This is a genomic window from Sphaerisporangium sp. TRM90804, assembly GCF_029846175.1.
In the GTDB taxonomy this organism is placed as follows: domain Bacteria; phylum Actinomycetota; class Actinomycetes; order Streptosporangiales; family Streptosporangiaceae; genus Sphaerisporangium.
In genome coordinates this window covers 21,420-40,606 of sequence record NZ_JARWAC010000024.1, presented here as the reverse complement: position 1 = coordinate 40,606, position 19,187 = coordinate 21,420, and the positions used below count along the sequence as shown (strand labels likewise).

The window sequence follows — 19,187 nt, the reverse complement described above, 5'->3', positions numbered from 1 at the left end:
GCCCTCCCACTCATGTCATCCGCGGCCCGGTCAGCAGGTCAGGTTGCCGCCCGTGGCCACGCCGAGGATCTGGGTGAACCGCTGGTAGGCCGCGACCCGGCTCTGCACCTGCGCCGGGTTCCTGCCGCCGCACTCCAGCGAGCCGTTGATGCTGCGGATCGTCTCACCGAACCCGCGGCCGTTGACCATCGCGTTGTGCGGGGTCATCGTGCCGGGGCCGTTCTGCGTCATCCAGTACCAGATGCCGGTCTTCCAGGCCACCGACGCGTCGTTCTGCACCAGGTAGGGGTTGGTGAGCAGGGGCAGGCCGAGAGCGTCGCCCGCGGCCTTGTAGTTGAAGTTCCAGCTGAGCTGGATCGGGCCGCGCCCGTAGTAGGCCGCCTGCCCGGCGGGGCAGCCGTAGGACTGGCTCTGGTCGCAGTAGTGCGGGTAGTTGGCGGTGTTCTGCTCGACGACGTGGACCAGGCCGCCGGTCTCGTGGTTGACGTTCGCGAGGAAGGCGGCGGCCTCCTGCCTCCTGACGGTGTCGCTGCCCGTGCCGGCGAAGGCCGGGTACGCGCTCAGCGCCGCCACCAGGCCGTTGTAGGTGTAGAAGGAGTTGCGGCTCGGGAACATCTGGTCGAACTGGCCCTGGGTCACCACGAACCCGCCGGGGTTGGTGGGCGGCGGCGTGGTGCCGCCGCAGGTGTACGGCTCCCAGTACCAGGTGCTGATCACCGGGTCGTAGCCGGGGTTGTCGTGCTCGGCGCGGTAGTAGCGGCCGTCGGTGTACCGGACGATGTCGCCCGCGACGTACGCCCTGCCCGCCACCCAGGCGGGGTGGTCGCAGCCGGAGGGCGGAGGTGTCGTGCCGCCGCCCGTGCAGGCTCCCTGGTCGGCCCACACACCGGTGCCGCCGGTGCTGGGCGTCTCACCCTGGGTCCACCACTTGGCGGACCAGTTGCGGCCGTTGTGGGAGGCGACCATGCCTCCGGTGTAAACCGCCGAGGAGTTCCACGCGGTCGCGCAGGCGGCCGCGGACGCGGGCGAGGTCGGCAGGATCACCGCCAGCGCTCCCGCGACCGCCAGGACGGCGGCTGACGCGACGATGCGAAGTCTCGACACTTGATCACTCCTGTGTACGGCAGGCCCTGTCACCGGACAGGACCGACCCGTGCCACGCCCCCCCAGAACCTCCTTTGAGGTAGCCACTACGGGACTTGAAAAGAAATCAACAGGATCGGCATGACGACAGTCAAGATTTTCCGACGAATTGCCCAGGGTTCCTCGACGGCCGCCGGTACGGCCGCGTGCTCGGCGGTGCGGAGCCGAGCCGTTGGGTCAGGCCGGGGCGGCCGGCCGTTTCGACGACGCGCCGGGGGCACCGCCCCCCGGTGGGAGGACGCCGGCGTACTCGAGGTCGTGCGCGAGGAGGGCCTCCAGCTGGGCCTCGGACATGAGGTGGCCTGCGAGCTCCTCCAGCGTGGCGGCGCAGCGCACGTTGGACAGGCCTCGCTGGATGAGGCCGGGGGACAGGCCGTTGCGGCGGACGGCGTACCAGCCGCCGCCCACGGCGTCGGACACCTGCCAGCGCCTGCCGTACTTGGCGGTGAGCTCGGCGAGTGTCACGGGGACATGCGGGGACCGGATCGAAGGAAGGGGCACGGGTAAAGGGTAGATGACACTCCTAGTACGGGACAATGACTGATCGTAGTCAGGAATCTCGTGGGGGCCTGCTGTGGCGGACCACCGCGGACTCCAGCAGGCTGGGGGTATGAACGCGAACGAGCTGACCTCCACGCGCAGATCCCTGCACGCGGTCGCGGAACTGATCATGGCGGGCCCCCAGCACCGGCGGACCGGCACCATACGCCTGCGGGTCACCCCCGGCGGGTTCGGCACGACCACCGAGCCCGACCTGCGCGTGGAGGGCCGTGAGCTGGTGGCCGGAGACCTGCGGCTGCCGCTGGACGGCGTCTCCCTGCGCGATCTGGGCAGCGCGACCGGCGAGGGCGCGGGCCCGCCCGAGAACCTCTACACCGACGGCTCGGGCGCCTCGGCGAGCGACGTGCTGCGCGTGAACCCGGCCGCCGCCGACCTGCTGGCGTCGAGCCTCGCCCTCGGCGACGAGGCGCTGCGCGCGTTCGCCCCCGGCGCGACGCCGGTGCTGTGGCCAGAGCACTTCGACCTCGGCATCACCCTCGACGAGGTGAACTACGGCGTCTCGCTCGGCGACGGCTACCTGCCCGAGCCGTACGCCTACACCGGCCCCTGGAAGCCGCGCACCGGCCCGTTCTGGAACGCCCCCTTCGGCGCCGCGCGCCCGCTGCGCGAGCTGGACGACGTCGCCGGGTTCTTCGCCGAGGGCCGCCGGCTGGCCGAGGCCGCCCCGGAGGCCGGGGCGTGAGGCCGGCGCACGACCGGGAGGAGGGCGTGAGCGAGTGGCGGTCGCGCCGCGACCAGGTGCGGGAGTTCGCCCTGGGGCTGCCCGAGGCCTACGAGGAGTTCCCCTGGGGCGAGAGCGTGATCAAGGTAAACAAGAAGGTGTTCGTCTTCCTCGGCATGGAGGACGACGCGAAGTGGACGCCGCGCTTCTCGGTGAAGCTGCGCGAGTCCCACGGGCACGCGCTGAGCCTGCCGGGGGCCGAGCCCACCAGCCACGGCCTGGGCAGGGCGGGGTGGGTCTCGGTCCCCTTCAAGGGCGAGGCGCCCGACGCCGAGGTGCTGTGCGACTGGGTGGAGGAGAGCTACCGCATCGTCGCCCCCAGACGCCTGGCCGCCCTGATCGACGCCCCGCCCTCCTAGTCGAGTGCCGACGCCTCGGCGCGCACCGGGGGCCGGCGGGCCACCCGTCCACGGTGCGCCCGCGGCGGGGGGACAGGTCCACGGTGCGGCCGCGGCGGGGCGCAGGTCCACGCGTGCGGCCGCGCGGCGGGGGTCACAGGTCCACGGCGGCGTCGGTGATCCAGTTCGCGAGGTAGCGGGCGTAGGAGGCGCGCACGAGGATCCAGAACTCGTCGTCCTCGCGGGCCGCCAGGACCACCTGGGCGCGGGCCAGGGTCGTCTGGGCGCAGCGTCCGGGGCGGAAGGCCGACGGGTGCAGGTCGAGCGCGCAGCCGTGGGCGAGCAGGTCGCGGGCGCCGGGGCCGGCCACCGCGAGGATCGTGCGCTGCGCGGAGACGTCGGTGACGGCGGCGTACCCCGACAACGGGTGGCCGGCGTCGCCGACCGCGAGCCATTCGCCCGGCCCCAGCCACAGCACGTCGGCGCCGCCGGAGCGCAGCCACGTCCCCGGCTCCTCGGGCAGCCGGAGGCCGGACGGCGCCGGCCCGCGGGGGTCGGCCCGAAGGGCGGTCTGCCGCAGGAACGGCACCTCCCGCACCCGCAGCCTGGGGGTGGCCGGCCACACGTAACCCTCCAGCGGGCTCTCCCGCCGCGCGATCCCCCACCCGGCCGCGTCCAGGAGGCCGGCTTCGGCGACCGGTGCGCCGCCGGGCGGGCCGCCGGGACCGGCGGCGTCCGCCGAGGGCCCGCCGGAAGGCGCGGCGAGCGGGGGGCCGTCGCGGCGGGCGCCCTCGGGATCGTAAAGGACGGGGTGGGTGACGGTGACGGGGACGAGGTCGATCTCGGCGCCGCGGGCGGAGGCGGCGTACAGGCGCTCGCCGATGCGCTCCCTGCCGCCGCTCACCAGGGCGAGGGCGAAGGTGCGGCCCAGGGCGGCGCTGCGGTAGCTGGACGTCACGTGGCCGAGCATGGGGACGGGCGGCTCCGGAAGCGGGTCGCGCGCGACGAGCTGGGCGCCCTCGGGCAGCGGCGTGCCGGGGTCCTCCGGCAGCAGCCCCACCAGCTGGCGGCGGCCGGGGCGCGCGGTGTCGGCGCGGGCGAAGGACCGCCTGCCGACGAAGTCGGGCTTCTTCTTCGACACCAGCCACTCCATGCCGAGGTCGGCGGGCGTGACGGTCCCGTCGGTGTCCTGGCCGACGATGGGGTAGCCCTTCTCGGCGCGCAGCACGTGCATGGCCTCGGTGCCGTACGGGGTCACGGCGCCGGTGGCCGTGACCGCCTCCCACAGCGCCCGACCGTGCCACCAGGCGACGCTGATCTCGTAGGCCAGCTCGCCGGAGAAGCTGATGCGGCACACCCGGGCGGCGATCCCGGCCACCTCGGCGTCCCGCCAGGTCATGAAGGGGAAGGAGTCGGCGTCCACGGCCAGGCCGGGGGCCAGCCCGGCGAGCACGGCGCGCGAGCCCGGCCCGGCGAGCGCCACCGTGGCCCACTGCTCGGTGACGGACGTGCAGTGCGCCCGCAGGCCGGGCCACTCGGTCTGCAGCCACTCCTCCATCCAGTCGAGGACGGCGGCGGCGTTGCCCGTGGTGGTGGTCACCAGGAAGTGGCCGGGGGCCAGCCGGGTGACGGTGCCGTCGTCGAACACCATGCCGTCGGCGCGGCACATGACGCCGTAGCGGATCGCGCCGACCTTCAGGGTGCTCATCAGGTTGGTGTAGAGGCGGTCCAGCAGCTCGGCGGCGTCGGGCCCCCGGACGTCGATCTTGCCCAGCGTGGAGGCGTCCATGGCCCCGGCGGCCCGCCGCACGGCCGCGCACTCGCGCAGCACGGCGGCCTCCATGTCCTCGCCGGGCAGGGGCAGGTATCGGGTGCGCTTCCACTGCCCGACGTCCTCGAACACGGCGCCGCGCGCCGCCGCCCAGTCGTGTGTCGGCGTCACCCGCACCGGGTCGTGCAGGGCCCCCCGGTCGCGGCCGGCGAGGGTCGCGAACGACACCGGGACGTACGGGGCGCGGAAGGTGGTCGTCCCGACCTCGCCGACGTCGGCGCCGATCAGCCCGGCGACGACGGCCGAGGTGAGCACGCCGGACGTCTTCCCCTGGTCGTGCGCCGTGCCGGCCGTGGTGTAGCGCTTGACGTGCTCGACCGACCGCAGCCCCGCCCCCACCGCGCCCGCGAGGTCGGCCACGGTGACGTCACGCTGCAGGTCGGCGAAGTGGCTCCCGTAGTCGCCGGCCGGCACCAGCCACAACGGCGCCTCCCCTGCGGCCGGCGCCGCGACGGAGGGCGCGAGCGGGGGCGGCGGGGCGCCGGCGCCCGCCGCCTCGCCGTCGGCGAGGCAGCCGGTCGTGGTGTAGACCCCGCGGGCGGAACCGGCCACCTCCACGCCGGGAACCGGCTCGTCAGGGACGAAGGCCGCGAGCCCCTCGTCGTACCGCGCCTTCCCGCCGGCCTGGCAGTACAGGTGCACGACGGGGTTCCAGCCACCGGAGACGAGCAGCAGGTCGGCCTCGACCTCCCGGACGCCGGGCGGCGGGCCGGGCCGCCCACCGGCTCCGGACGACGGCTCGGACTCGGCCTCCCGGACACCGGGCGTGCCCGGCCGCTCACCGACGCCGGACGACGGCTCGGCCCGGCGGGCCGTCCCATGACCGGTGGCGGGGTCGGCGACGCCGTGACCCGAGGCCTGGCCGGGGGCGCGGGTGGTCACCAGGACGGCCGCCACCCCCTCGTCGGCGCCCGCTCGCACGCCGGCGACCAGGCCGCCCGCGCGGGCGTCGACGATCTCGGCGATCTCCACCCCCGCGGCCGCGAGGTCGCGCGCGGCGTCGTAGGCGGCGTCGCCGGTGGTGAAGACCACCGCGCGGCGGCCGGGCCGCACTCCGTACCTGTTGGCGTACGCCCGGGCGGCCGACGCCAGCATGACGCCGGGCAGGTCGTTGCCGGCGAACGCGATCGGCCGCTCGTGCGCACCGGTGGCGAGCACCACCCGGCCGGCCCGGACGCGCCACACGCGTTCCCGGGTGACCGCGCGCTCGCCCCGGCGTTCCACTGCGACCACGAGGTTGTCCTCGTAGAGGCCGACCACGCTCGTGTCGCGCAGCACCCGGACGCCGGGCAGGGCGCGCAGCTCCCCCGCCACGGCACGCGCCCACTCGGCGCCCGGCAGCCCGTTCACGGTCTCGCCGGTGTCGGGCAGGCTGCCGCCCGCCTCGGGCCGGTCGTCGGCGAGCACGACCCGCGCGCCCGTGCGCGCGGCGGCGAGGGCGGCGGCGAGCCCGGCCGGGCCGGCCCCGACCACCAGGACGTCGCAGTGCGCGTGCGTGCCGTCGTAGCGCGCGTCGACCGGCTCGGGAGCCAGGGCGCCCCGTCCGGCCAGGCCGAAGGCGGTCAGGCCCTCGGTCAGCGCGAGCGTGGTGGCCTGCGTCATGGCCTGGGGGAAGGGCCGCTCGACGCGCACCAGGGCGTTCGGCTCCTCGGTCCACGCGCCGAAGACGCCGCGCGGGCGGCCGAGCAGCACGCTCGTGCCGACCCGCCGCACGCCGTTGGCCAGCAGAGCGGCCGCGAGGGTGTCGCCCTCGCGGCCCTCGTACTCGCGCCCGTCGAAGGCGAACCGCACCACCCTGCCCCGGCGTCCGGCGCGGACGGCCGGCGCGGCGGCCTCGCGCCCGCCCGGGGGCCGCACCGCGGCCGGCGTGCCCGCGACCGGGGGTGTCCCCCGCACCGCGCTGGCCGCCCCCTGGAAGGCCGCGCCCCCGCCGGGGGCGGCCGGTGTTCTCCGGCCCGCGACGGCTTCGCCCGCGGAGGCCGGCGCGGCCGCGCCGGCCGCCGGGGGCAGGATCCGATCGGTGGCGGTGTCCCGGGTGAGGGCGAACCACCGGCGGCAGCCGGAGGTGTGCACCCACCGCTCCTCGAAGGGCCCCTCGGGGTTGTCGCGGAAGAACAGGTAGCGCGCCCACTCGTCGTCGGTGAGGGCGGCCGGGTCGGCGGGGTAGGCGACACCCGCCTGCCCCCCGTACCCGAACTCGGTCTCCTCCCGCGGCCCGCACCAGGGGCAGGGGATCAGCAGCATCGGCCGGGCTCTCCTTAGTGCGCGACGGCGGCGGCGCCGTGCTCGTCCACGAGCGCCCCCGTGGTGAAGCGTTCGAGGGTGAAGGGGGCGTTCAACGGGTGCGGCTCGCCGTGGGCGACGGTGTGCGCGAAGCACCAGCCGACGCCCGGCGTGGCCTTGAACCCGCCGGTGCCCCACCCGCAGTTGAGGTACAGGTTCTCCACGGGGGTGAGGCCGACGATCGGCGAGGCGTCGGGCGTGACGTCCACCACGCCACCCCAGGTGCGCAGCACCCGGGCCCCGGCGAAGATCGGGAACAGCTCCAGCGCCGCCGCCATCTGCCGCTCGACGACGTGGAAGGCCCCGCGCCGCCGGTAGGAGTTTCGGGCGTCGATGCCGGCGCCCATGACCAGCTCGCCCTTGGCGGCCTGGCTGACGTAGACGTGCACGGCGTTGGACATGACGACGGCAGGGTGCACGGGCTCCAGCAGCTCCGAGACCAGCGCCTGCAGCGTGTGGCTCTGCACCGGCAGCCGCAGGCCGGCCGTCGCCGCGACGACCGAGGAGTGCCCGGCCGCCGACAGGGCGACCCGGCCGGCCGCGACGCGACCGCGGGTGGTCCGGACGGCGCGCACCCGCCCGCCGGCCACCTCGACGCCGGTCACGGCGCAGTTCTCGATGAAGTCCACCCCGAGCCGCGAGGCCTCCCGGGCGTACCCCCAGGCGACGCGGTCGTGCTTGGCGGTGCCGGCCCGGGGCTGGTACGTGGCGCCGAGCACCGGGTAGCGGGCGTCCGGCCTGACGTCGAGGATCGGGCAGATTTCCCGCACCTGCGCCGGGTCGAGCCATTCGGCGTCCACGCCGTTGAGCCGGTTGGCGTTGACCCTGCGGACGCCGTCGCGCACGTCCTGCGGGGAGTGGGCCAGGTTGAGCACGCCCTTCTGGCGGAACTCGACGTCCCCGATCTCCTCCTCCAGCCCCTCCCACAGCTTCAGCGCGTGCTCGTAGATGCCCGCGCTCTCGTCCCACAGGTAGTTGGACCGGATGATCGTGGTGTTGCGGGCCATGTTGCCCCCGGCCAGCCAGCCTTTCTCCAGCACCGCGACATCGGTGATGCCGTGGTTCCTCGCCAGGTAGTAGGCGGTGGCGATGCCGTGCCCGCCGCCGCCCACGATGACGACGTCGTAGGAGCTCCTGGGCTCGCGGCTCTCCCACAGCCGGTCGGGGACGCTCACGCGCGCAACCTCTTCATCTCGGGGTCGAAGAGCGGTTCCGCGGCGACCACGGCGGGCACCCGCTCGCCGAAGTAGCCGATGTCGACGGCCCGGCCGGGCACCCACAGCTCGGCCGGCAGCCAGGCGTAGGCGATCGCCCTGCCGATCGTGTAGCCGTAGGCGGCGCTGGTGACGTACCCGACGCGGGCCTCGCCGTCGTACACCGGCTCCTTGCCCATCACCACGCCCGCGGGGTCGTCGACGGTCAGGCAGGTCAGGCGGCGGCGCACCGACTCGCGCCGCTCCAGCAGGGCGCGGCGGCCGGCGAAGTCGCCCTTGCCCGGCTTGACGGCGAAGCCGAGGCCCGCCTCGTACGGGTCGTGCTCGGGGGTCATGTCGGTGCCGAAGGACCGGTAGCCCTTCTCCAGGCGCAGGCTGTCGAACGCGATGCGCCCGCCGGCGACCACCCCGTGCTCCCGACCGGCCTCCCACAGCGTGTCCCACAGCTTCAGGCCCATGTCGGCCGTCGTGTACAGCTCCCAGCCCAGCTCGCCGATGTACGACAGCCGCAGCGCGGTCACCGGCACCGCGCCGACGTAGGCCCGCTTGGCGCGGAAGTAGCGGAACCCCTCGGCGGAGAAGTCGGCCTCGGTGAGCGGGGCGACCAGGTCGCGGGCGAGCGGCCCCCAGACGCCGACGCAGCAGGTGCCGGCCGTGACGTCTCTGACCGTCACCGAGCCGTCCCGGGGGCGGTGGCGCTCCAGCCGGTCGAGGTCGAGGTTGCCGTTGGCGCCGACCTGGAACAGCTCGGGGCCGAGCCTGGCCACCGTGACGTCGCCGCGGATGCCGCCGTCGTCGCCGAGCAGCAGGCAGTACGTCACCGCGCCGGGCGGCCTGGCGACGTCGCCGGTGGTCATGCGGTCGAGGTAGGCCGCGGCGCCGGGGCCCGCGACCTCCAGGCGCTTCAGCGGCGTCATGTCGTACAGCGCGACCGCCTCGCGGGACGCCTGCGCCTCGGCGCCCGCGATCGGCGACCAGTGGCGCGCCGCCCACTCGCCCGGCACCGGGACGTGCCGGCCGTCGAGCAGCCGGGCGTTGGCCTCGTGCCACTGCGGGCGCTCCCACCCCGCGGCCTCGCCGAACACCGCGCCCAGCTCGCGCTGGCGCACGTGGAACGGGCTGACGCGCAGCGGGCGAAGGTCCTCCGGCGGCTGCCGCGGGTGGATGATGTCGTACACCTCGGCGAAGTTGCGGCTGCCGCGCGCCAGCACGTGCTCGGGGGCGAGCTGGTGGGCCTCGAACCGGTTGACGTCGCACTCGTGCAGGGCGAACGACGAGCAGTGGCCGTCGACCAGCCACTCGGCCACGGCCCGGGCGGCGCCCGCCGAGTGGGTCACCCACACGGCCTCGGCCACCCAGAAGCCCTCCACGCCCGGCGCGGGGCCGAGCAGCGGCATGTTGTCGGAGGTGAAGGAGAACAGGCCGTTGAAGCCCTCCTCGACCTTGGCGTCCTTGGCGGCCGGCAGCAGTGACCGGGTCTCCTCCCAGGCGGCGGTGAAGTCGCCGGGGGTGAACGGCAGGACCGAGGGCATCACCTCGGCCTCGCCGACCGAGGCGATGTCGCCCGGCCGCACCGGCATCGGGCGGTGGCCGTAGTAGCCGACGGCCAGCCGGTCGTACCGCTCGCGGTAGTACAGGTCGGCGTCCTGGTGGCGCAGGATCGGCCGGACGGCCTCCTCGGCCTGCCCGGCGAGGGCGGGGACGGGGCCGGTCCAGGCGAGCTGGTGGGCGAGCGGCGTGAGCGGGAGCGTCACGCCCGCCATGGCCGCGACCTTGGGGCCCCAGATGCCCGCGCAGCAGACGACGACGTCGGCGGGGATCTCGCCCTGGTCGGTCAGCACGCTGGTCACCCGTCCGTCCCGGACGTCCACGCCGACCACCTCGTGCCGCTCCAGCACGCGCACCCCGCGCCCCCGGGCGAGCCGGAGCTGCGCCTCGACGGCGCCGACCGCCTTGGCGATGCCGTCGGTGGGCACGTACAGCCCGCCGAGCACCCGCGCGGGGCCCAGCAGCGAGTGCGTCTCCACCGTCTCGCCGGCGGTGAGCAGGCGCGCCTCGACGCCCCAGGAGGTGGCCCAGCCGTGCCGCCTGCGCAGCTCGGCAAGGCGCGCGGGGGTGGTGGCCACCTCCAGCCCGCCCACCTGCAGGAAGCACCCGAGGCCGAGCAGCTTCTCGACGGTGTAGCGGGCCATCTGGGTCATGGCCTTGGAGGGGTTGGTCTGGAAGACCAGCCCGGGGGCGTGGCTGGAGGAGCCGCCGGGCGAGGGCAGTGAGCCCTGGTCGACCACGGTGATCTCGTCCCAGCCGCGCAACGACAGCTCGTCGGCGAGCGCCGCCCCGACCACACCCGCCCCGATGACGACAACCCGGGGGCCCGCCATACGCCACCTCCATGGAACGACGGTCAGCTCGCGGGGAGCCAGGCCTTGATCTTGTCGGGGTTGTCGGCGACCCACTTGGCGGCCGCGTCCTCCGGTGACATCTTGTCCTGCGCGATGTACCTGGCGACGAGGTTCTGGTCCTCGTTGGTCCAGGTGAAGTTCTTGACGAGCTGGTAGGCCGGGCTGCCCGACTCGGCGAACCGCCTACTGACGATCTTGTCCAGCTCGTACGGCGGGTAGTCGCACGCGACCTTGGCGGCGTCGGCGTCGCAGCCCTCGGTGTACGGGGGCAGGTTCACCTTGACGAGCTTGACCTCCGACAGGAACCACTGCGGCTCGTAGAAGTAGCCGAGCATGGGCTTCTTCTGGGCCTCGGCCTGCCGGAAGCCGGTGATCAGCGCCGCCTCGCTCCCGGCGTAGACGACCTTGTAGTCCAGGTCGAGGTTCTCCACCAGGGCGGCGTCGTTGGTGACGAACGAGGGGTCGCCGTCCAGGAGCTGTCCCTTGCCGCCGGACTCGGACGTCTTGAGCAGGTCCGCGTACTTGTCGAGGTTCTTGTAGTCGGTGATGTCGGGGTACTTCTCGGCCATCCACGGCGGCACGTACCAGCCGATGACGCCCTTGTTGCCGGTGGGGCCCGCCTCGACGGCGGTCTTCTGGTCCTCGATGTACTTCTTCTTCAGGTCGTCGTGGCCCCAGTTCTCCACGACCGCGTCGACCTCGCCGGTGGCGAAGCCCTGCCAGGCCACCTCCTCCTTGAGGTCCTTCTTGGTGACCTGGCAGCCGAGCGACTTCTCGGCCACGTGCGCGATCACCGCGGCGTTCGCCTCGTAGCCGACCCAGGGGTTGATCGCGATGTTGAACGCCCCGCACGCCTTGGCGCCGGAGGAGGCCGCCCCCGAGGGGGCCGCGCTCTCCCCCACCTTCGCGCCGCCGCAGCCGGAGATCAGGAGGCCGACGGCCGCCGCGAGCGCGACCGCCCCTGGTCGCGCGAACTGTGTACCTGTCACCGGGAACCTCCGTGGGTCGAAGCCTGTGCCGGATGTGCCGAAGCGTTTGCCGGTGCGGTGCCCATCAGCGCCGTCCGCGGGCCGCGGCGCCGGCGCGCCGGGCCACGGCCTTGGTGATCGCGCCCAGCATGATGCCGAGCACCACGATGGCGAGGCCGGCGGCGAGCCCCTTGCCGCGCAGCTGGAGCTGGGAGAAGCCCGAGACGACGTCGTAGCCGAGCGCGCCCGCGCCCACCAGGCCGCCCACCACCACCATGGCCAGCACGTAACACAGGCCCTGGCCCGCGGCCAGGGCGATGGACCGGCGCGCCATCGGCACCTGCACCTTGGAGATGATCTGCCACCGGCTGGACCCCGCCGCGGTGGCCGCCTCCACCGCGCTGGGCGCGACGCCGCGGACGCCGTCGGCGACCAGCTTCACCGCCACCGGGGCGGCGTAGACGACGGCGGCGAGGATGGCGGTGAACCGGGTGGCGCCGAACAGGCCGAGGATGGGCACCAGGTACACGAAGGCGGGCATGGTCTGCCCGGCGTCCAGCACCGGCCGGATCACCCGGTCGGCGCGGTCGTCGCGCCCCATCCACACCCCGGCGGCGAGCCCCAGCGCCATGACCAGCACGGTCGCCACGAGGGTCGAGGCCAGCGTCACCATGCCGTCCTGCCACAGGCCGAGGGCGATCAGCAGGGCCAGGCACGCCGCGCAGACCAGCGCCACGCGCGCGGTGGTCAGCGCCAGCACCGCCGCGGTGACGGCCGGCAGCACCACCCACCACGGGGAGCCGGTGAACAGCGCCTCGAACGGGTTGAGCAGGCCGTAGGTGACGAGGTTCCTGACGGCGTCGGTGGTGGCGTAAAGGTGGGTCTGCGACCACTGGGCGGCGGCGTCGACGCCGCTGCGCACGAACGAGCCGGCGTCCACGCCCGCCGGGAACTCCGAGGCCCAGACGTAGACGTGCGACAGGTAGACGAGCACGGCGGTGACCGCGAGCACGACGGCGACCTGCGCGCGCCGCCACAGCGGGCTACGGGCGCGCCCGGCGCGGTGTGCGGTCTCGACGCGGCGGCCCGCGGCGGACGTCGCTCGGTCGAGCACGATCGCCATGATCACGATGGCCAGGCCGGCGTTGAAAGACGTGCCCACGTCCAGCGTCTCCAGCGCCTTGAGCACGGTCTTGCCGAGCCCGGGCGCGTCGATGAGCGCGGCGATCGTGACCATGGACAGCGCGGCCATGATGGTCTGGTTGACGCCGACGATGACGGTCCGCTTCGCCAGCGGCAACCGCACCTTCCTGAGCAGCTGCCAGGGGGTCGACCCGAGCGACGCGCCCGCCTCCACGGTCTCCGGCGGCACCTGCCTGATGGCGTGCGAGGTCACGCGGATCGCCGGCGGGATCGCGTACACCATGGTCGCGACGGTGGCGCTGGCCGGGCCGATGAGGAAGAACAGCGTGAGCGGCGCCAGGTAGACGAACGTCGGCATCGTCTGCATGAAGTCGAGCACCGGGCTCACCAGCCGGTCGAACCGGTCGTTCAGCCCGGCCAGCACGCCCAGCGGCAGGCCGACGGCCAGCGACAGCACGACCGCGGTGAAGGTCAGCGCCAGCGTGTCCATGCTCTCCTGCCACAGGCCGAGCAGCCCGAAGGAGACGAACCCCGCCGCGGTCAGCAGCGCCACCCTGACGTTGCCGTACAGCAGGGCGACGGCGGAGGCGACGGCGGTTACGCCGAGCCAGCCGACGGCCGGCACCGGGCGGCCGAACGAGGGGCTGCTGATCAGCGCCTGGACGAAGGTGACGAAAGCGTCGATGACCAGCCGGATGTAGTTGACGAAGTAGAGGAAGAACGGGTTGGAGTTCCGGCCGGCGTCCACGGCGTCGGCGGCCTGGCCGATCCGCTCGTGCAACGGCGTCAGCTCGGCCCCGCCGAGCGGCAGCGTGCCCTGGCCGCCGAAGAGGGCCCACAGCAGCACCCACGCGGCCAGCACCGCCCCGGTCAGGTAGGCGCGCGAGCGCGCCGGCCGGCGAGGCGACGCGACCGCGGTCACTCCGCGATCACCTCAAGGATCTCGGCGCCGCCGACGACGCCGAGCAGCCTGCCGTCCTCGACGACGCGCACCGGCCGGTCGGCCCGCAGGACGGTGCGCGCGGCGTCCCTGATGACGACGTCCGGGCCCAGCTCCGGGCCGTCGTCCCGCTCGCCGTCGGCGGCCGGCCGCATGATCCAGCGCAGGGTGAGCACCCGCGAGCGGTCGACCTCGCCGACGAACTCGCGCACGTAGTCGTCGGCGGGCGCGCCCACCACCTGGTCGGGGGTGCCGGTCTGGACGACGCCGCCGTCGCGCATGACCATGATGCGGTCGCCCAGCTTGAGCGCCTCGTCCAGGTCGTGCGTGATGAAGATCATGGTCTTGCCGACCTCGCGGTGCAGCCGGACGATCTCGCCTTGCATGTCACGGCGGATCAGCGGGTCGAGCGCGGAGAAGGGCTCGTCGAAGAACAGCACCTCGGGGTCGGCCGCGAGCGCGCGGGCCAGCCCCACCCGCTGCTGCATGCCGCCGGAGAGCTGGTCGGGGTAGGAGGCGCCGTGCCCGGCGAGCCCCACGAGGTCGAGCATCTCGTTGGCCCGCGCGTACCGGGCGTCCTTGCGCACGCCCCGGATCTCCAGGCCGTAGGCGATGTTGTCGAGCACCTGCCGGTGCGGCAGCAGGCCGAAGTGCTGGAACACCATCGCGAAGCGGCGGCGGCGGATCTCGCGCAGCTCCTTCTCGCCGGCCCGGCGGATGTCCTGGCCGTCGAGCAGGACCTCGCCGGCGGTGGGCTCCACCAGCCGGGTCAGGCAGCGGACCAGGGTGGACTTGCCCGAGCCCGACAGGCCCATGACGACGAAGACCTCGCCCCGCCGCACGGCGAACGAGGCGTCCCGCACGGCGACGACGCAGCCGGTGCGCTCCCTGAGCTCGGCGCGCGGCAGGTCGGCCAGCGGCGTCCCCGCGACCCGGGCGGCGCGCGGCCCGAAGACCTTCCACAGGCCCCGCACGTCGAGGACCACCGGCTCCCCGCCCGTGGCGGGCCCCGAGAGCTCTGCCGGCGACGTCGCGGTCATGGTCACCTCGGGTCGGAGGGGGAGGCCCTCACCGGGACCTCACGGTCACGGCGCGACGGCGATCGAACGGGCCCCTCACGTTGCACACCGGTTGCGTATGACGCATCGAAATGCTCAACGAGGAACAGAATTGTGCGTTCCGGAGATGCCGTCAAGGCCCGCCGGGTTTCCCTTCCCGACCGAAACACGCACCGGCGCGTGTCCCGGACGGTGAGGACCGGCGATCATCCCCCGGGCGGCGCGGCGGGCCGGCCGGGGTGACGGTAGAACTCGACGGGTTCCGGCGGCAGCGGGGTCGCGCCGAGGATGAGGTCGGCCGCCTTCTCGGCCACCATCATCACGGGCGCGTAGATGTTGCCGTTCGTCACGTACGGCATCACGGACGCGTCGACCACCCGCAGCCCTTCCATGCCGTGGACGCGCATCGTGAGCGGGTCGACCACGCTGCCCTCGCCGACGCCCATGCGGGCCGTGCACGAGGGGTGCAGCGCCGTCTCGGCGTCGCGCGCCACCCACCGCAGGATCTCCTCGTCGGTCCGCACGTCCGGCCCCGGCGACAGCTCGCCCCCGTCGAGGTCCTCCATGGCGGGCTGCTCCAGGATGCGGCGGGCGACGCGGACCGCCTCGACCCACTCGCGGCGGTCCTGCTCGGTCGACAGGTAGTTGAAGCGCAGCGCGGGCCGCCGCCGCGGGTCGGCGTCGCGGATGCGCACCGAGCCGCGCGCGTCGGAGTACATCGGCCCGACGTGCACCTGGTAGCCGTGCCCGCCCGCCGGCGCCGAGCCGTCGTAGCGCACCGCCAGGGGCAGGAAGTGGAACATGAGGTTGGGGTAGGCGACGTCCTCGTCGCCGCGCACGAACCCGCCCGCCTCGAAGTGGTTGGTCGCCCCCGGCCCGCCGCGCAGGAACAGCCAGCGCGCGCCGATCCACGGACGGGCGCGCCACCGCATCGCGGGCTGCATCGACACCGGCCGCCGGCAGGCGTGCTGCACGTAGACCTCCAGGTGGTCCTGGAGGTTCTCCCCCACGCCCGGCAGGTCGTGGACGGGCGTGACGCCGGCGGCCTTCAGCGTCTCGGCCCCGCCCACCCCCGAGAGCTGCAGGAGCTGCGGCGTGTTGATCGCGCCGCCGCACAGGATCACCTCGCCCGCGCGCACCGTGCGCCCGTTGTACTCGACGCCGACGGCCCGCCTGCCCTCGATGAGGACACGCGTGACGAACGCCCGCGTCCTGACCTCCAGGTTGGGACGCCGCATCACCGGGTGCAGGTACGCGCGGGCCGCCGACAGGCGCCGCCCGCGGCGGATGTTCCGGTCGAACGGCGCGAACCCCTCCTGGCGGTAGCCGTTCACGTCGTCGGTGAGCGGATACCCCGCCTGCTGGACGGCCTCGAAGAAGGCCGAGTACAGCGGGCCCCGCGCCGGGCCGCGCTCCAGCTCCAGCGGCCCGTCGTGACCGCGGAAGGCGGTGCCGGGGTCGGCGGTGCAGTTCTCCATCCGCTTGAAATAGGGCAGGCAGTGGGCGTAGTCCCACGTCCGCATGCCCGGGTCGGCGGCCCACCGCTCGTAGTCGAGCGGGTTGCCGCGCTGGAAGATCATCCCGTTGATGCTGGACGACCCGCCCAGCACCTTGCCGCGCGCGTGGTAGACACGGCGGCCGTCCATGTGGGGCTCGGGCTCCGACTCGTACTTCCAGTCGTAGAAGCGGCTGCCGATCGGGAACATCAGCGCGGCGGGCATGTGGATGAACACGTCCCACCGGAAGTCGGAGCGGCCGGCCTCCAGGACCAGCACCCGGGTGGAGGGGTCGGCGGACAGCCGGTTCGCCAGGGCGCTCCCGGCCGATCCACCACCGACGATGACGAAGTCGTACATTGTGCTCGCCTCGTTCACGCGGAGGGATGGCGTGTGATCGTTTGTAGCGATTGACGCACAAGGTTGCGGCACGCGCAACCATTCCCCGGCCTCCGGGCAAATGGACGCCGTCCACGAGCACCGCCTACAGTCCCCGCTATGGGCAACGAATCCTCGGCCGGCGTGCAGTCGGTCGACCGGGCGATCAGCGTGCTGGAGATCCTCTCCCGGCGCGGCGAGGCCGGCGTCAGCGAGATCGCGGCGGAGATCGGGGTCCACAAGTCGACGGCGTTCCGGCTGCTCGGCGCCCTGGAGGCCCGGAGCATGGTCGAGCAGGCCGAGGACCGCGGCAAGTACCGGCTCAGCTACGGCGTCGTCCGCCTCGCGGGCGGCGTCGCCTCCCGGCTCGACCTCACCCAGCAGGGCCGGCCTGTCTGCCGCCGCCTGGCCGAGCTGATCGGCGAGACCGTCAACATCGCCGTGGTGCGCGCGCACTACGCCGTCAACCTCGACCAGGTGCGCGGCGCGTCGGCCGTCACGGCGCACAACTGGGTCGGCGAGCTGACGCCGCTGCACGCCACCTCCAGCGGCAAGGTGCTGCTCGCCCACCTCGACGGCCCGCACCGCGAGCGGCTGCTCGCCGCCTCCGGCCTGCCGCGCTTCACCCCGGCGACCGTCACCTCCGCCGCCGAGCTGGAGCCGCAGCTCGACGAGGCGCGGGCCCGGGGGTACGCGGTCACGCTGGAGGAGTACGAGATCGGGCTGAACGCCATGGCCGCCGCCGTGCGCTCCTACGACGGGGAGGTCGTGGCGGCCGTCAGCGCGTCCGGGCCGGCCTACCGGTTCAGCGAGGAGCGCATGCGCGAGCTGGCCCCCGTGCTGGTCGAGGGGGCGGCCGACTTCAGCCGCCGCCTCGGGTTCTCCGGCTGAGGCGCGGCACCCCTCGGTGCGGCGCCCTCGGTGCGGCGCCCCTCAGCGCGGCGGACGTCAGCGTGGCAGGCCGAGCCTGTCCGCGACCCACTCGTGGAACTGCGCGATGTGGTGCTCGCTCGGCACCAGCACGCCGCCGCGGGCGTACGCCCGGGAGGCCATGGCCGGCTGGCACCGCTCGCACGCCGCGAAGTCCTGCGCGTTGACCCGGTGGAAGAGCTCGACCGACGGGCCGAGGTCCCTGCCGCCGCCGACCGCCTCGGGCAGGAACAGCCAGTCGCACTCCACCACCGTGCGGTCGGCCGCCAGCGGGTACATGCGGTGCACGATGGCGTGGTCGGGCACCAGGTTGACGAACACCTGCGGCCTGATGGTGATCGCGTAGTAGCGCCGGTCCTGCTCGGCGCCGACGCCCGGGATGCGGTCGACGCCCGGCGACCCGTCGACCGTGAACCCCTGGACGTCCTGCCCGAACGCCGCGCCGTGGCCGACGAAGTACTGCGCGGCGTACCCGTCGGCGAACTCCGGCAGCACCTCGGTGAGCTCTGGGTGGATCGTCGCGCAGTGGTAGCACTCCATGAAGTTCTCGACGATGAGCTTCCAGTTGGCCTTCACGTCGTAGGTGATCCGGCGGCCGACCTCCAGGGCCTCGACGCCGTAGTTCTCGATCGCGCTCAGGTCGCCGAGGCGGGTGACCACGGCGCCGAGCACGTCCTGCTCGAAGGACGGGGGCTCGTCCGCCAGGCACACCCAGACGTACCCGAGCCACTCGCGCACGTGCGCGCGCACCAGGCCGTACTCCACGCGGTCGACGTCGGGCATCTTGGTGAGGTTCGGGGCGGCGACGAGCTTCCCGTCCAGGTCGTAGGTCCAGGCGTGGTACACGCACTGGAAGGCGCGCCGCACCTCCCCGGCCTCCTCCTCGCACAGGCGCGCGCCGCGGTGCCGGCAGACGTTGAGGAACGCGCGCGCCGAGCCGTCCTTGGCGCGGCTGACGATGACGCTCTCGCCGCCGACCTGCACCGTTCTGAAGGCGCCCGGTCGGGCCAGGTCGGCGGCCCGGACCGCGCAGAACCACATCGACTCGAAGACGCGGCGCTGTTCGAGCGCGAACACCTCCGGGTCGGTGTAGAAGCGGCCGGGCAGGGTGGCGAGCAGGCTGGGCGCGCTCACGTGCCGCTGCCTGAGCGTCCGGCGGCGACGCCCGGCGGCGGCTCGGGCGGCGCCTCCGAGGGCACCACGTAGATCATCCCGTCCCGCACCACGACGCCGTGGGTGCGCACCGGCCGCTTGGCGGGCGGCGCGTCCACCCGGCCGGTGCGCAGGTCGAAGCGGCTGGCGTGCAGCGGGCACTCGATCTCGCGGCCCTCCAGCCAGCCGTCGGCCAGCGAGGCGTCCTGGTGGGTGCAGGTGTCGTCGACGGCGTACACCTCGCCGTCGTCGGTGTGGAAGACCGCCACCGGCGGGTCGAGGCCGAGCCGGCGGGCCTCGCCCCGCGGCAGCGCCGCGAGCGGACACACGGGGATCACCGCGACCACCCTTCAGTCGTGGGGTTCGGTTGTGGAGGACGAAACAGGAGTCGTCACGCGCAACAGACTGCGTTCCGGCCGGGTGCCTGTCAATACACCCCGTAGACGGCGCCGGGCGCCCGCGGTGCGCGCGCGGCCGCTCCCGGGCCTTCCCGGGCGGCCAGCCTTCCGTTACCGGGCCGTGCCGCGCGAGCCGGCCGGGCCGCCCCGCCGGGGCACCGGCGTCCCCGGCGGACGACGGTCGCGGGCGCCGGGCGGCGCCTCCGGACGTATGTCGGGGCGGCCACATTG

The 19,187-nt window shown here is 74.1% G+C and carries 14 protein-coding genes; 3 read left to right on the top strand and 11 right to left on the bottom strand.

Annotated features, from left to right (window positions below; genetic code table 11):
• Positions 1-30: 30 nt before the first annotated feature.
• Positions 31-1,104 (bottom strand): glycoside hydrolase family 19 protein, encoded by a 1,074-nt coding sequence (locus PYR91_RS27790; RefSeq protein WP_279784412.1) that lies wholly within the window; start codon positions 1,102-1,104, stop codon positions 31-33.
• A gap of 216 nt (positions 1,105-1,320) precedes the next feature.
• Positions 1,321-1,608, bottom strand: a complete 288-nt coding sequence (locus PYR91_RS27785) for a hypothetical protein (protein ID WP_279784411.1) — start codon at positions 1,606-1,608, stop codon at positions 1,321-1,323.
• Between the two features lie 145 nt (positions 1,609-1,753).
• Here PYR91_RS27785 and PYR91_RS27780 point away from each other — a divergent pair, with 145 nt between their 5' ends.
• Positions 1,754-2,386: a hypothetical protein gene (locus tag PYR91_RS27780; protein ID WP_279784409.1), complete on the top strand. Its 633-nt coding sequence runs from the start codon at positions 1,754-1,756 to the stop codon at positions 2,384-2,386.
• 26 nt (positions 2,387-2,412) lie between these two features.
• Positions 2,413-2,784, top strand: coding sequence for an MmcQ/YjbR family DNA-binding protein (locus PYR91_RS27775; RefSeq protein ID WP_279784407.1), 372 nt, complete (start codon positions 2,413-2,415; stop codon positions 2,782-2,784).
• Between the two features lie 133 nt (positions 2,785-2,917).
• Here PYR91_RS27775 and PYR91_RS27765 read toward each other — a convergent pair whose 3' ends face one another.
• The 7 genes from PYR91_RS27765 to betA all read right to left on the bottom strand — a co-directional run bounded on the left by PYR91_RS27765 (position 2,918) and on the right by betA (position 16,458).
• The gene (locus PYR91_RS27765) at positions 2,918-6,838 is read right to left on the bottom strand and encodes a sarcosine oxidase subunit delta (RefSeq protein ID WP_347943539.1); all 3,921 of its coding nucleotides are present in this window, start codon (positions 6,836-6,838) and stop codon (positions 2,918-2,920) included.
• A gap of 14 nt (positions 6,839-6,852) precedes the next feature.
• Positions 6,853-8,052, bottom strand: coding sequence for a sarcosine oxidase subunit beta family protein (locus PYR91_RS27755; RefSeq protein ID WP_279784405.1), 1,200 nt, complete (start codon positions 8,050-8,052; stop codon positions 6,853-6,855).
• Positions 8,049-10,472 carry an FAD-dependent oxidoreductase gene (locus PYR91_RS27750; protein ID WP_279784403.1) on the bottom strand — a complete coding sequence of 808 codons (2,424 nt, stop codon included), beginning with the start codon at positions 10,470-10,472 and terminating at the stop codon, positions 8,049-8,051. The genes PYR91_RS27755 and PYR91_RS27750 overlap by 4 nt, the downstream gene beginning before the upstream one ends.
• A 23-nt stretch (positions 10,473-10,495) precedes the next feature.
• On the bottom strand, positions 10,496-11,482 hold the full coding sequence (locus PYR91_RS27745) for an ABC transporter substrate-binding protein (RefSeq protein ID WP_279784401.1): 987 nt from the start codon (positions 11,480-11,482) through the stop codon (positions 10,496-10,498).
• Between the two features lie 64 nt (positions 11,483-11,546).
• Positions 11,547-13,526 (bottom strand): ABC transporter permease subunit, encoded by a 1,980-nt coding sequence (locus tag PYR91_RS27740; protein WP_279784399.1) that lies wholly within the window; start codon positions 13,524-13,526, stop codon positions 11,547-11,549.
• On the bottom strand, positions 13,523-14,584 hold the full coding sequence (locus PYR91_RS27735; protein WP_279784397.1) for a glycine betaine/L-proline ABC transporter ATP-binding protein: 1,062 nt from the start codon (positions 14,582-14,584) through the stop codon (positions 13,523-13,525). Before PYR91_RS27735 ends, PYR91_RS27740 begins: the two co-directional genes overlap by 4 nt.
• 224 nt (positions 14,585-14,808) lie before the next feature.
• The gene (betA, locus tag PYR91_RS27730; RefSeq protein ID WP_279784395.1) at positions 14,809-16,458 is read right to left on the bottom strand and encodes a choline dehydrogenase; all 1,650 of its coding nucleotides are present in this window, start codon (positions 16,456-16,458) and stop codon (positions 14,809-14,811) included.
• Positions 16,459-16,596: 138 nt separating this feature from the next.
• Here betA and PYR91_RS27725 point away from each other — a divergent pair, with 138 nt between their 5' ends.
• Entirely contained in the window at positions 16,597-17,367 is a 771-nt protein-coding gene (locus PYR91_RS27725; RefSeq protein WP_279784393.1) for an IclR family transcriptional regulator, read from the top strand.
• A gap of 57 nt (positions 17,368-17,424) precedes the next feature.
• Here the strand turns inward: PYR91_RS27725 and PYR91_RS27720 are convergent, their stop codons facing one another.
• Entirely contained in the window at positions 17,425-18,540 is a 1,116-nt protein-coding gene (locus PYR91_RS27720) for an aromatic ring-hydroxylating dioxygenase subunit alpha (protein ID WP_279784391.1), read from the bottom strand.
• Positions 18,537-18,896, bottom strand: coding sequence for a bifunctional 3-phenylpropionate/cinnamic acid dioxygenase ferredoxin subunit (locus PYR91_RS27715; protein WP_279784389.1), 360 nt, complete (start codon positions 18,894-18,896; stop codon positions 18,537-18,539). The genes PYR91_RS27720 and PYR91_RS27715 overlap by 4 nt, the downstream gene beginning before the upstream one ends.
• Positions 18,897-19,187 lie beyond the last annotated feature (291 nt).

Excerpts from the sequence above, each read along its gene's own strand:
- PYR91_RS27735 (WP_279784397.1), bottom strand. The coding sequence starts at position 14,584 with ATGACCGCGACGTCGCCGGCAGAGCTCTCGGGGCCCGCCACGGGCGGG.
- PYR91_RS27725 (WP_279784393.1), top strand. The coding sequence starts at position 16,597 with ATGGGCAACGAATCCTCGGCCGGCGTGCAGTCGGTCGACCGGGCGATC.
- PYR91_RS27750 (WP_279784403.1), bottom strand. The coding sequence starts at position 10,472 with ATGGCGGGCCCCCGGGTTGTCGTCATCGGGGCGGGTGTGGTCGGGGCG.
- PYR91_RS27765 (WP_347943539.1), bottom strand. The coding sequence starts at position 6,838 with ATGCTGCTGATCCCCTGCCCCTGGTGCGGGCCGCGGGAGGAGACCGAG.
- PYR91_RS27780 (WP_279784409.1), top strand. The coding sequence starts at position 1,754 with ATGAACGCGAACGAGCTGACCTCCACGCGCAGATCCCTGCACGCGGTC.
- betA (WP_279784395.1), bottom strand. The coding sequence starts at position 16,458 with ATGTACGACTTCGTCATCGTCGGTGGTGGATCGGCCGGGAGCGCCCTG.